Origin of the sequence: Salinisphaera japonica YTM-1 (assembly GCF_003788585.1) — a bacterium.
In the GTDB taxonomy this organism is placed as follows: Bacteria; Pseudomonadota; Gammaproteobacteria; order Nevskiales; family Salinisphaeraceae; genus Salinisphaera; species Salinisphaera japonica.
This window is the reverse complement of sequence record NZ_AYKG01000017.1, coordinates 1-12909: the sequence shown is the minus strand read 5'-3', so window position 1 is coordinate 12909 and position 12909 is coordinate 1. Positions and strand designations below refer to the sequence as shown.

Here is a 12909-nt window from a genome sequence, read left to right as displayed (position 1 = left end):
GTTTGAGCGCGACGATACACATCCAGCACTCGAAAATGAACGACGGGCGCTCTATTCATCGAAGGTCAAGCCGGCGGTATGCTCAATGACGATCATCCAACAGACGGCGCGCGCCCTGCCTGTCGTCGTCATCCCTCTTTTGCAGATATACCAGGGAGTCTCACATGAAAAAGACGCTTTCTATCATGGCCGCGGCCGCGGTATCGGTTGCCATGCTGGGCGGCTGTGCCGGCTCGGGCTGGAACAATTCCGATACCGGCACGGTGCTGGGCGGCGTGGCCGGTGGCGCGCTGGGCAGCCAGATCGGCAGCGGCACCGGCTCCACGATCGCCACGGTCGTGGGCACGCTGGCCGGTGGCGCGCTGGGTAATTATGTCGGCGGCCGGTTCGATCAAGACGATCGTCGTCAATTCGGCAGCGCCCTGGAATCCAACCAGACAGGCAATACCTCGCGCTGGAGCAACCCGGATACCAACGGCACCTACGCGGTCACGCCCACCAATACCTATCGTGACGGTGACCAGCCGTGTCGCGAGTTCACGATGAACGCCAACGTGGAAGGCAACAACGACAAGGTCACGGGCACCGCCTGTCGCCAGAGCGACGGCAGCTGGCGTGTGGTCAACCGCTGATCCACGCGGGTAGTCACCCGGACAAGCCCTTGGGCGTGTCGTCATAAGAGCCGGCGCATCTCGTGCCGGCTTTTTTGTATGCTTGGCCGCCGTATCCTTTCGAGCATGACGCATGGCTGATCACCCGACCCGCCGCGACTATCCCTGGCACTGCGTGTTGCTCACGCGCTGGATGGACAACGATATCTATGGCCACGTGAACAACGTGACCTACTACTCGTATTTCGATACCGCGGCCAATCGTTATCTCATCGAACACGGCGGGCTGGATATCCAGAACGCGCCTGTAGTGGGTTTCGTCGTTACCTCCCACTGCGACTACCACGCGCCGGTCGCGTTTCCCGATACCGTCTCGATCGGCCTGCGGGTGGACAAGCTGGGCACAAGATCGGTGACCTATGGTTTTGGCGTGTTTCGTAACGACGAGGATACCGCTGCCGCCACGGCAAGCTTCACGCATGTCTTCGTCGAGCGTGCCAGCGGCAAGGCAGTGGCTATTCCCGATTCCATCCGAACAGCTCTGGATGACTTGACGTAAAAAAAGCGGGCCGAAGCCCGCTTTGTTTTGTCCTGAACCGCCGTATCAGCTGCTGGCGCCGTGCAGGGGCGGGATGATTTTCTCGGCCGCCAACCGGTCGAACAGGTCGAAGAACGCGGCACGGGTTTCACGATGCTCGGTGAAGCCGTAGTCCCGCGTCTTGTTGATGTCGTTCACGCACTCCTGGGTACGGGCCAGATCACCGTCGGTATGCCACCACGAGGCGATCTCGTTGACGTCAGACTCGACCAGGTCGTACTTGGACGCGATTTCGCGCCAGGTGTCTTCGATACCTTCCATCTGGGTTTCCAGCGGCTGCGGCGTTTCCGGGCAGTCGGCGACTTCCAGACCGAAGTATTCACCGATCTCGGTCCACATCCGGCGCCAGCGAAAGACATCACCGTTGACCGTGTTGAAGGCCTCGTTTTCAGCACCCGGTGCCAGGGCCGCCCACTCCATCTGACGCGCCAAGAGCAGTGCCTCGGTCATGTCAGTGAGAAAGTTCCACTGCTCCTGGCTGCCGGGGAAGGTGAAGGCGCGGCCGGTTTCGCGGCAGATCGAGGCATAGACCGCGATCGTGGTGCCCATGTTCATGGCGTTGCCCGGGGCATAGCCGATCACGGTATGCGGGCGGTGTACGTTCCAGGCGATGCCATAACGCTCGGCCACATCACGCATGATGTCTTCGAGCGTGTAATAGAAGTTCGGGCCGGGTACGCGCTCGGCGGATTCACGAAACGGAGTTTCGACCTTGCCGCTGCCATAGTCATGGAACGAGCCCAGATACTGCTTGGTGCCCGTGACCAACGAGGTGTGCTTGAGGCGCGACGGATCCAGCGCGGCGAACAGATTGTTCATCATCGCGCCGTTGGCTTTTTCATTTTCCTCTTCCGAGTCGCGCGCGGTCCAGGTGCAATAGAACACGTGCGTGATCGCCAAGCCGTCGAGTGCGGTCTTCGTGGCATCGGCGTCCAGCAGATCGGCGGATACCGGAATCACGCCGGCCGTCTTGGCCGGGCGGCGGGACAGGCCATAGACGGTCCATCCGCTGGCGGCCAGATATTGAGCGAGATTGCCGCCGGTGATGCCGGTGGCGCCAACGACGAGTGCGTTGCCTTTTTGCATATCGATTAGTCCAAAGCGGTTGGCATTACCAACCCGTGGTGTCAACGCGTTTGATTATGCGCGCTCTGCCTATTGCATCAAGCGCTCGAAAGACAAATGATATTTGCATGAATCGCAACATTGACCTCAACGCGCTACGCACCTTCAAGGCCGTGGTGGATGCCGGCGGCTTTTCCGGGGCGGCCCATCAGAGCCAACGCGCGGTGTCTTCGATATCGCGCCAGATCGCAGCGCTGGAGACGGCGCTCGGCCAGGCGTTGTTCTATCGCCATACTCGCGCGGTCACGCTGACCGAACAGGGCAAGCGCTATATCGACCAGGTGCGGCCCTGGCTCAGCGCGCTCGATGAGCGTACCGAGGCACTGTTCGGCAATAGCGACGGCCCGGCCGGCACCTTGACCATCAACGCGCCGGTCGCCTTCGGCCAGCGCCAGGTCGTGCATCTGCTCAACAGTTTTCAACGCCGCTACCCGGCGGTCGCCGCCGAACTGCGGCTGACCGACGAGACCATCGATCCGGTTCGTGCCGGCTGTGACGTGACGTTTCGTGTCGGCCAGCTGTCGGATTCCTCGTTCATCGCATATCGGCTGGCGCCCATGCGGTATGTGCTCGCCGCGGCCCCGAGTTATCTGGCCCGGCACGGCCAACCCGCCACGCCAGCCGATCTGGCCGATCACGACTGCCTGCGTTATCAGGGCGAGTACGGCCGCCAGCGCTGGTATTGTCGTGCGCCCGACGAGGCCACGCTTGCGCCGCTGGCCGTGGCCGGCTCGCTGGTCAGCGACGATGCGGCCAGCCTGCGCGCGGCCGCTGTTCTGGGCCAGGGCTTCGTACTCTTTCCGAGCTGGCTGATCGAGCAGGAACTGGCCAACGCCACGCTCGTTCCCGTGTTGACCAACCACGAATGGGAGGTCACCGATCGGCGACGAGCCATCCACCTGCTGCATGCCGCCGGGCGAGAGCCGCCGCCCAAGATCGCGGCCTTCATCGACCATGTGCTGGCCGAAATCGGCGATCCGCCGGCTTGGGATCACACCTGGGACGACACACGGGATCGTGCGCTCTGCTGAAAGCGTCTGGTGCATCGTCTGCGCTTACACGGGCCGCCAGATCGCATAGGCTGGTGCGATTGTTCGCAATGTCCTTCGGTTGTCGTGCCTGAACCCGATTCTTTTCCCGCCCTGCCTGCTCGTGATCATCAAACGGTCGTGGTCATGCCACACGACGATGTTGAGATCGCGGTCACGCTCATGCAGCCGGCCCTGGCCGCCGGGGAAAGTGCCCCGCTGATTCTGCACGGCCACGGGTTTGGCGGTTCACGCCTGACCGCGCGTGGCGAGACCTCTTTGTACGAGTCGTTGTCCGGCGGCGCGCTGCCCTCCACTGATGCCGCCCGGCGTGCCGCTGATGCCGGTTATTTCGTCATCAGTTTCGATCAGCGTGGCTTTGGCGATTCCGGCGGCCATGTCCATATCATGGATCCGGATATCGAGGGCCGGGATATCGTCGCCCTGCTCGACTGGGCCGAGACCGAGATGCCCAATCATCACCGCTTGGCGCACCGCGACGGCCGGCCCCTGGTGGGCGCGCTGGGCCTGTCCTATGGCGGCGCCTTCCAGTTGGCCGGCGCCCTGCGTGATGATCGCTTCGCTGCGATCATTCCGACCGCCACCTGGCACGATCTGCGCTATAGCCTGGCCCCGGCCAACGTTGTCAAAACCGTCTGGGGGGCCGCCCTGGTGGCTCTTGGCCTGCCCACGTCGGGCGTCAAACTCGATCCGGTCATGTATGCCGCCCTGGGCCAGGCGATGGCCTCGCCCATCACCGGGCGCGGCGTGTCCGACAAGGTCGCCAACCAGCTTTATGCCAACAGCCCGGCCGCGGTGTTCGATCGCGACGACGACGAGGCGCTGGCCGGCCTGGCAGCGGATGCGCTGCTGATCCAGGGCGTGGGCGATACGTTGTTCAATCTCAACGAAGCGCTGGCCAATGCCAAGGCGCTCACGGCGGCCGGGCGCGACGTGCATCTGGTGGTGATGCGCCACGGCCATAGCCTGCCGTTTCTCGAAGACATCAACCGTATCGCCTACGAGACCGATGCCCATCTGAGCGCTGGCGATCAGCCAGTGGAGATGGCCGCCGTGGAACTGGCCTATCTCGACTGGAAGCTCAAGGGCGGGCCGGCGCCGGCGGCGTTACCCCGGGTGGCTGTCGCGCTCGACGACGATACGGTGCTGGCCTTCGACACCCTGCCCGAGGCACACAAGCGCAACCACGCCTTCACTGGCCGGGCCGCCACCGGCGGGCTGGACCTGCTCAAGAACACGCTTTCGGGAAATACGCTCGGCGGGGTCGCCCGCCTGGCCAAATACACGGCCACCAACATGCAGACCCAGATCCGCGACTGGTTCGACCGTGATCCGGATGCCCGCGATGCGCACGGCACCGGGCTCCTGGCCCGCCTCGTCAACGCCCTGCCTGCGGCGCATCTGGACGAGCTGGCAAGCGGCGGCACGTTCTTCCCGCTGGTCGATATCGAGGACGATGACCACGCGCTGGCCGGCATTCCCACCATCGAGCTGACACTGACCGGCGGCGGCCCGGCGCCGGTGGTGTTCATCGGCATCGGCATCAAACGCGAACGACAGGCGGTGACCCTTCTGGTCAACGACCAGCTTCGCCCGGTGCGCGATACCGGCACGCATGCGCTTGATCTCAACGGTATCGCGACACGGCTCCAGGCCGGTGATCAAGTGGGGCTGCTCGTCTATGGCTACCACCCACAGTTTCTGGCCAGCTTTTCCGGTATTCCCGGCCACGTGGATCTATCCGGCCACGTCGGCCTGCCGCTCGTCGGTATCACCGATCATCGAATGGGCTAGGGGCTGATAAGCTCAGCGCATTGATTCATCGCTTTTCGGCACTGTTATGGGTGCGTTTTCTGCCTTCGGGCTGGCCCTGGCCACGGCCACGGGGCTTCTGGTTCTGGTGTGGGTCATCCAGCTGTTCAATCGTCAGGCGGGCTGGGTGGATGTCTTCTGGTCGGCCTCGATCGGCGTCATCGGCCTGGAATACGCGTTGGCCGGCGATGCCCCCACCACCGCGCGTTTCATCATGGCCGTGCTGGCGCTGGCCTGGTCGCTGCGCCTGGCGGGGTATCTGGGCAAGCGCATGAAGGACCACGGCGAGGACTCGCGCTATGCCGCGGCCCGCGAGCGCTGGGGCAAGAAGGCCGATCTCTATCTGCTGGGCTTTTTCATCTTTCAGGCAGTCGCCGCCGTGGTGCTGGCCATACCGTTTCTGGTCATCGCCTACATGGACGAGGGCCCGTCGCTGATCACCGGCGCGCTGGCCATTGTCGTCTGGCTCATCTCGGTGATCGGTGAAGGCACCGCCGATGCCCAGTTGAAAGCCTTCAAGGCCAAACCGGAGAACAAGGGCAAGGTCTGTCGCCAGGGGCTGTGGTACTACTCGCGCCACCCGAACTATTTCTTCGAATCACTGCACTGGGTGGCCTACGTGGTACTGGCCATCGGGGCGACGTACTGGCTGGCCACGCTGATCAGCCCCATCGTCATGGCGTTTCTGTTGCTCAAGGTTTCGGGCGTGCCCACGGTGGAGAACGAGGACGCCGCGGACAAACGCGAAGGCCATGACGAATACGTGCGCACCACCAATGCCTTCATTCCCTGGCCGCCGAAACGATAACCCCATCAGCCTGCTGAATTGCCGAACAAGGAGCTCTTCGCTTGGATAGCCTACCCATAGAAGCCTGCGAGCGTGGCTGGGTGCCCGACGGCGTCGCCCGTGCCGGCATGCGCCGGCTGATCGCCTCCCGGCTCGACGCCCCCGAGGCCACGGACCCGGTCAAGCGCAACGATCACATGCGTGCGTTTCTCGACCGGGCCTCGTCCGGGCCGATCGCCCAGCACACCGCCGATGCCAACGCCCAGCACTACGAAGTGCCGCCGGCGTTCTTCAAGACCGTGCTGGGTGCGCATCTGAAATACAGCGGCTGTCTGTTCGAGGCGGGCGTCACCGATCTGGATACCGCCGAGCACGCCATGCTGGCGCTGACCGCCGACCGGGCGCGGATCCGCGACGGCCATCGTATCCTCGATCTGGGCTGCGGCTGGGGCTCGTTCTCGCTCTGGGCGGCCAAGCGTTACCCGCACGCCGAGATCCTGGCCGTGTCCAATTCCAACGGCCAGCGCGAATGGATCGAGACGACCGCGGCCGAGCGCGGGCTGACCAATCTCACCGTCCAGACCTGTGACATCAACACCTTCGAGCCGGGCGAAAAGCGCTTTGACCGGATCGTCTCGATCGAGATGTTCGAACACATGCGCAACTACCGCGCATTGTTCGCCCAGTGTGCCAAGTGGCTGGACGATCACGGCCGGCTGTTCGTGCATGTCTTTGCGCACAAGTTTCATGCCTATCCGTTCGTGGATGACGCCGACAACGACTGGATGGCGCGCTATTTCTTCACCGGCGGCATCATGCCCAGCGAGAACCTGTTCGCGCGGTTTCAGGATGATCTGATTCTGCGCGAAAGCTGGTGGCTGTCGGGCCAGCACTACGAGACGACCTCCAACGCCTGGCTGGCCAAGATGGACGCCGCCCGCGAGGACTTGATGCCGCTCATGGTCGAAACTTACGGCCAAGCTGATGCCGAGCGCTGGTTCAACCGATGGCGTATGTTCTTCATGGCAGTGGCCGAATTGTTCGGCTACGCCAGAGGCAACGAATGGGGCATTGCTCATTATCTGTTCACGCCGCGCCGCCCCGCCGCTGATTGAGGAGTCATCCCATGCCGTATAACAAGACGCGATACACCGCTGCCCTGCTGGCGACGCTGGCAGCCAGCCTGCCCGTAGCAGGCTTTGCCCAACCGGAAAACGAAGCCGGAGGCGACAGTGGCCAAAGCTGCTTCAACGGCTATGCCTATACGCTGGACGGCGGCGATTATCGCTACACCGAGCATCACGAACTCAGCCGCCAGGCTGGCAAAATCACCGACTGGGACGTCACCTATGTCGGGCGCGACGGTCAGGTCGTGGCGACCAAGCACATGGATTTTTCGGCCAGCCAGACCGTGCCGGTTTACGAGATGAAAATGCCGGAGTCCGGCTATCTCGAGGGCATCTCGCACGACGATGGCACCTGGACCATGTACAAGCGCGATAGCGCAAACGCCGAGCGCCAGACCGAGACCTTCACGATCGATCCGCCCATGGCCGCGGATTCGGGCTTCAACCAGCTCGTGCGCAACCGCTTCGACGCGCTACAAAGCGGTCAGACCGTCAAGTTCAAGTTCGCGGCCGCCGGGCGCCAGAGCGTGATCGACCTGAAGGCCTCCAAGACCGGCACCACCACGTTCGAGGATCAACCGGCCGTGGTTTTCACCGCCAAGCTGGATATGTTTCTCGTCAATCATCTGGTCCAGTCGCTCAAGCTGACCTATGACCCGGACACCCAACGCCTCGTGCAGTACGAAGGCATCGGCAACATCCATAACGATGCTGGCGAGGTCTATCCCGTGCGGGTGAGCTATTACGACAAGATGCCGGCCGTGGCCGCCGACAACGGCGCACCGGCGCCCGCCTGTGGCTCGATAAGCGCCTCGTAATACGCTCGGGCCTGTTACCGCTTCATACGAGCACCGCGTTGGAGACCGCAAATCGTGTCCTGCAAGGCGCGAGTCGCCGCATCGTGGCGTGCCACAATCAAGACTTGCCAGCGGCAGGCCGCGATTTGCGGCCCAACCCTTCGGGACAAGCGCTGTTTTGCGGCAATACAGTGTTCTAGCCCACTAGCGCAGAATGACTGCGCGGCGTGGGCTACGCCTCGTCTTGCCGCCCATAGTCGATTTTATGGAGCGCTTGGCGCGGACTCGTATGAAACGGCAACAGGCCCCAACAAAAAAAGCCCGCCGGATGAACCGAGCGGGCTTTTTTCACATCAGGCCGTCGTCTTATTTATAACGGGCCAGCTCCGGCTGACGATCCAGCCACGGCATCATCCGGGCAAAGGCTTCCTCGATATTCTCCATCGAGGTCGAGTAGCTGATGCGCAGCAGGTTGGAGGAGTGCTCGCCAAAGGCATCGCCCGGAATCACGCAGACACCGGTCTCTTCGAGCATGCGCATGGCAAGCCGGCCCCCGTCCACACCGTCGGGCAACGACGGGGCGATATAGAACGCCCCCTGCGGCCAGTAGCCGGTCAGCCCCGGCGTGTCGCCGATCAGCTCGACCACGCGATCCCGCCGCCGGGCATATTCGGTGACCATGTCGGTGATACACGACTGGTCGCCGTAGAGTGCGGCCACACCGGCCCACTGCGCCGGCGTGCTGGCGACCGTGGTCGTGAACATGTGATAACGGCGCAACGTGCGAATCGTGTTCTGGTCGGCCACGATCCAGCCCACGCGCAGGCCCGGCATGGCATAGGTCTTGGAAAAACTCGAAACGACCGAGATCCCGTCCATATCCGTGGCACAGGACAGCACGCTGGGAAAATCGATATCGTCAAGGATGAGGTTGTCATAAACCTCGTCCGACAGAATCTCGACGCCGCGATAAGCCGCTTCCTGGCACAGCCATTCGATGGTCTCGCGCGGATAGACCGTGCCGGTCGGGTTGGAGGGCGAGTTGAGCACAATGCAATGCGTGTTCGGCCCGATCATGTTGATGATGCGCTCGGCATCAATCTGATGACCTTCGCTGGCCTTGGTCGGCACGGTGCGCACCTGGCCGCCGTTCATGCGGATCAGCGGCGCATAGAGCAAAAACGTCGGGTCGGCGATGATGAACTCGCGCCCGGGGGCGGCCATGGCGGTGAGCAACAGATAGATGCCCTCGGTCGCGCCCGTGGTGACCAGAAAGTTGTCTTCATCCAGCGTGGAGCGGTACTTGGCGTTGTAGTACTCCTTGAGCGCGGTCAGCAGCTCCGGCAGGCCCGCATCCATGGTGTAGCCGGTCTGGCCGGCCTGTAGCGCATGGATATGCGCATCGATGATGTGCTTGGGCGTGCCGAAATCCGGCTGGCCGATCGACAGATGCACCACATCATCGAGCTCGGCCGCGCGGTTGACCATGCGACGAATCCCCGAAATCGGGATCGCGTGCATCGCCGGGTTCCAGACCATCTTGTCGCGCACATAGCGCTTGTCCGGCTCCGGCGGCAGCACGTTGGCGCTGGCATCCATATTCACAGCCATGGCTGACCTCTTCTCATCGATAGGCGGGGACAACGAGCGGGCAGCCGGACACCGGCCACGGGCTCATTCTGGCGAGCGTAGGCACCGCGGATCGCGCCGGTCAAGCATCCGCGCGCCGCGATCGCACGATCCGTGTTGACGCCTTGTCAGACGGGCGGATAACGTCGTCTGATCATTCGTCACCGCGCACCCCACGCGCCAATCGAGGATCGATGTCCCAACCCGGGCCAGACGCCCCGTCGCAGCCCCTGCGCATCACCGTACTCACCGACGGCGACACCCGGCCGCCGGGCCTGGAACGTATCGAAGCCGAGGCTGATGTCGTGCTGGCCCACGACGAGGCCAGCCTGCGCAAGGCGCTGCCCGGCAGCCAGGTGCTACTGGTCACCGATTTTCGTACCGCCGCGCTCGAAGCCGCCTGGGATGCCGCGGATTCGCTGGCCTGGATTCATGCCGCCAGTGCGGGCGTGGATCAGCTCATGTTCGATGCACTTGTTGAATCCGATATCCCGGTCACCAACGCCCAGGGCATTTTTGATCGTAATATCGCCGAGTACGTGCTGGGCATGATTCTGGCCTTTGCCAAGGACACGAAACAAAACGTGCGCTACCAGCAGGACAGGCGCTGGGTGCATCGCGATACCGAAACCATCGAACACAAACAGGCGTTGGTGGTGGGCGCAGGCTCCATCGGCCGGCGTATCGGCACGCTGTGTCGCGCGGTAGGCATGGATGTCGTCGGCGTGGCCCGACGCGAAAAACCGGGCGACGAGACGTTTTCAGCCATCCACGCCCAGAGCGATCTCGACACCCTGCTCCCGGCGGCCGACTACGTGATCATCGCCGCCCCGCTGACCGACGACACACAAGGCTTGTTCGACGCGGGCCGCTTCAAGGCCATGTCGCCCCATGCGCGCCTGATCAATATCGGTCGCGGGCCGATCGTCGTCACCGATGATCTGGTCGCGGCCCTGGACGCCGGCGAAATCGCGGGCGCGGCACTCGATGTCTTCGAAACCGAGCCGCTGCCGGCCGACCATGCCCTGTGGGGTTACGACAATGTCTTGATCTCGGCCCACATGGCCGGGGATTTCGTCGGCTGGCGCGATGCGCTCATCGAGCAGTTCGCCGCCAATCTGGCGCGCTGGCAGCGCGGCGAGACGCTGTTCAACCCGGTCAGCAAGCGTTTCGGCTATGCACCGAGTTCGCAGTAAGGTAAAGCTGTCTCGTTATCTGCATCGTCTGTTTGATTTGAAACCCGCGCCATGTGCCTCGATGCTCTACGCATGTCATTTGAAAGACGCCTGAGCCCGAGCGTGCATCGCGTCGAAAGGACCCGCATCTCATGATCGAATCATATCTGCTCAAGAACATTGCCGGTTATATCGACGGTCAATGGGTCGACAAGGCCGATTCCGGCGAAACCACCGAGGTGTTCAACCCGGCCAACGGCAAGACACTCGCCGAAATCCCCTATATGGCCGCCGACGAAACCCGTCGTGCCATCGACGCCGCCAAGGCCGCGCGCGCTAACGTGCCGGACGTCAAGACCCGCCGCGAATGGCTCGAAGACTGTGTTGAAGCACTGACGGAAGAAAAAGAGGAAATCGGCCGTATCCTCTGCCTGGAGCACGGCAAGCCGTGGAAAGAAGCCCAGGGCGAGGTCGACTACGCCGCCAGCTTCTTCCGCTACTACGCCGAGACGATGGAAGACGCGCTGGCCCCGCAGAAGCTCGAAGAAGAAGCCAAGAACTGCAAGTGGACGATCTACAAGCGCTCCATCGGCGTGGCCGGGTTGATCACGCCCTGGAACTTCCCGATCGGCATGATCGCCAAGAAGATCGCCCCCGCACTTGCGGCCGGCTGCCCCGTGGTCATCAAACCGGCCACGGAAACGCCGCTGACCATGATCGCCATGTTCCAGATCATGCACGAGCGCCTGGACCTGCCCAAGGGCATGATCAACCTGGTCATGGGCAGCTCCAAGGACATCGGCGGCGAGCTCATGTCCAACTTCGACGTGCCCGTGATCTCGTTCACCGGCTCCACCGGCGTCGGCCAGCTACTCGTCGAGCAGTCCAAGGACCACGTCAAGAAACTCAGCCTCGAGCTCGGCGGCAACGCGCCGTTCATCGTGCTGGACGACGCCGATCTGGAATCCGCGGCCGAAAACCTCATCGCCAACAAGTTCCGCGGCGGCGGCCAGACCTGTGTCTGTGCCAACCGGATCTTCGTGCAGTCCAAGATCTACGACAAGTTCTCGAAGATGGTCGTGGACAAGGTCAAGGCGCTGAAAGTCGGCGACGGCATGGACGAAGACATCGACGTCGGCCCGCTGATCAACAAGGCCGGCTTTGACAAGGTCCACGACCACGTCAAGGATGCCTTGTCCAAGGGCGCCGAACTCGTTGCCGGCAAGCATCCGGACGAGCTGGATTCCGACAAGAACCTCTTCTACCCGCCGACCGTCATCACCGGCGTCACGCACGACATGAAGTGCTGCCAGGAAGAAACCTTCGGCCCGCTCGTCCCGATGATCAAGTTCGAGACCGACGAAGACGCCCTCAAAATGGGCAACGACACCGTCTTCGGCCTGGCGTCCTACATCTTCGGCAAGGACGAAAAACGCGCCCACAAAATCATCAGCAACCTCCACTTCGGCCACTGCGGTTACAACACCGGCACCGGCCCTGCCGCCCACGCCCCGTTCGGCGGCATGCTGCACTCTGGCGTCGGCCGTGAAGGCGGCGAAGAAGGCCTGATGGAATTCGTCGAGGCACAGACCGTGCCCGATGGCAGCTGATTCATCAGCTTTGCTTGATTGAAGAGGCGGCCTTCGGGCCGCCTTTTTTGTGCTTGTTGTTTGTGGCTCGGGCGGCTTTCGAGAATGGATTAGATGCCAGTTTGGCCCTACCGCGCGAGTCGCCGAATACGAGGTTAGTCAGCTTTATTCCGAAGCGTTACCCGTGTTCATGTCCGTCGACAGCCTTACAAGGATTGTCTTCTAGCTCGTCGAGGGGCGCTAAGTTTCTGAGTTGAAACGTCTACGAGCAGCTTTAACCGGGCGTTTTCGCACTGATGTGCGAGCCACTTTTATTTGCTTGTCCAAATAAAAGTAGCCAAAACAAAAGACACCGTCCTCGGCGCCCGCTTCGCGGGTGCACTCCGATGCTCACGTCGACGGCACGCGCAAAAAACTCACATCGCTTTCGCGATGCTCAGACACCTTTGCGCGCCGGCGCAGTGCGCCGGACACCCGCCGCCGCTGCGCGTCTCCGTCACCTTCAGCAACGGACCGAATACAGCGCGGGCGGCTCGGGGTCGGGAGTTGGGCCAAAGCTATCGGTGTTCGTCGAGGGCTCCAGAACGACTCCGCTCTTGCCGCGCCGTGC

General features: G+C 62.6%; 11 protein-coding genes. 9 read left to right on the top strand and 2 right to left on the bottom strand.

Going from position 1 to position 12909, the window contains the following annotated elements; all coding sequences use genetic code 11:
- The first annotated feature begins 164 nt into the window (after nt 1-164).
- Nucleotides 165-632: an RT0821/Lpp0805 family surface protein gene (locus SAJA_RS06680; protein WP_123657891.1), complete on the top strand. Its 468-nt coding sequence runs from the start codon at nt 165-167 to the stop codon at nt 630-632.
- Nucleotides 633-744: 112 nt separating this feature from the next.
- Nucleotides 745-1170 carry an acyl-CoA thioesterase gene (locus SAJA_RS06675; RefSeq protein ID WP_123657890.1) on the top strand — a complete coding sequence of 142 codons (426 nt, stop codon included), beginning with the start codon at nt 745-747 and terminating at the stop codon, nt 1168-1170.
- A gap of 45 nt (nt 1171-1215) precedes the next feature.
- Here SAJA_RS06675 and SAJA_RS06670 read toward each other — a convergent pair whose 3' ends face one another.
- Nucleotides 1216-2295, bottom strand: coding sequence for an SDR family oxidoreductase (locus SAJA_RS06670; RefSeq protein ID WP_123657889.1), 1080 nt, complete (start codon nt 2293-2295; stop codon nt 1216-1218).
- Nucleotides 2296-2402: 107 nt separating this feature from the next.
- Between SAJA_RS06670 and SAJA_RS06665 the strand changes: the two genes are divergently transcribed.
- From SAJA_RS06665 to SAJA_RS06645, 5 genes are all read left to right on the top strand, one after another.
- Complete coding sequence (locus tag SAJA_RS06665; RefSeq protein WP_221180152.1) at nt 2403-3365, top strand: LysR family transcriptional regulator; 963 nt, start codon at nt 2403-2405, stop codon at nt 3363-3365.
- 84 nt (nt 3366-3449) lie between these two features.
- Nucleotides 3450-5177 carry a CocE/NonD family hydrolase gene (locus SAJA_RS06660; protein WP_245963247.1) on the top strand — a complete coding sequence of 576 codons (1728 nt, stop codon included), beginning with the start codon at nt 3450-3452 and terminating at the stop codon, nt 5175-5177.
- A gap of 46 nt (nt 5178-5223) precedes the next feature.
- Entirely contained in the window at nt 5224-6003 is a 780-nt protein-coding gene (locus tag SAJA_RS06655) for a DUF1295 domain-containing protein (protein ID WP_123657887.1), read from the top strand.
- 41 nt (nt 6004-6044) lie between these two features.
- Complete coding sequence (locus SAJA_RS06650) at nt 6045-7097, top strand: SAM-dependent methyltransferase (protein ID WP_123657886.1); 1053 nt, start codon at nt 6045-6047, stop codon at nt 7095-7097.
- An 11-nt stretch (nt 7098-7108) separates the two neighbouring features.
- Nucleotides 7109-7927: a hypothetical protein gene (locus tag SAJA_RS06645; RefSeq protein WP_123657885.1), complete on the top strand. Its 819-nt coding sequence runs from the start codon at nt 7109-7111 to the stop codon at nt 7925-7927.
- Between the two features lie 345 nt (nt 7928-8272).
- Here the strand turns inward: SAJA_RS06645 and SAJA_RS06640 are convergent, their stop codons facing one another.
- Nucleotides 8273-9517 carry a pyridoxal phosphate-dependent aminotransferase gene (locus SAJA_RS06640; RefSeq protein WP_123657884.1) on the bottom strand — a complete coding sequence of 415 codons (1245 nt, stop codon included), beginning with the start codon at nt 9515-9517 and terminating at the stop codon, nt 8273-8275.
- 212 nt (nt 9518-9729) lie between these two features.
- Between SAJA_RS06640 and SAJA_RS06635 the strand changes: the two genes are divergently transcribed.
- Together SAJA_RS06635 and SAJA_RS06630 are read left to right on the top strand one after the other, a co-directional pair.
- Complete coding sequence (locus SAJA_RS06635) at nt 9730-10731, top strand: D-2-hydroxyacid dehydrogenase (protein WP_123657883.1); 1002 nt, start codon at nt 9730-9732, stop codon at nt 10729-10731.
- A 131-nt stretch (nt 10732-10862) separates the two neighbouring features.
- Nucleotides 10863-12320 (top strand): NAD-dependent succinate-semialdehyde dehydrogenase, encoded by a 1458-nt coding sequence (locus SAJA_RS06630; protein ID WP_123657882.1) that lies wholly within the window; start codon nt 10863-10865, stop codon nt 12318-12320.
- Nucleotides 12321-12909: the final 589 nt, after the last annotated feature.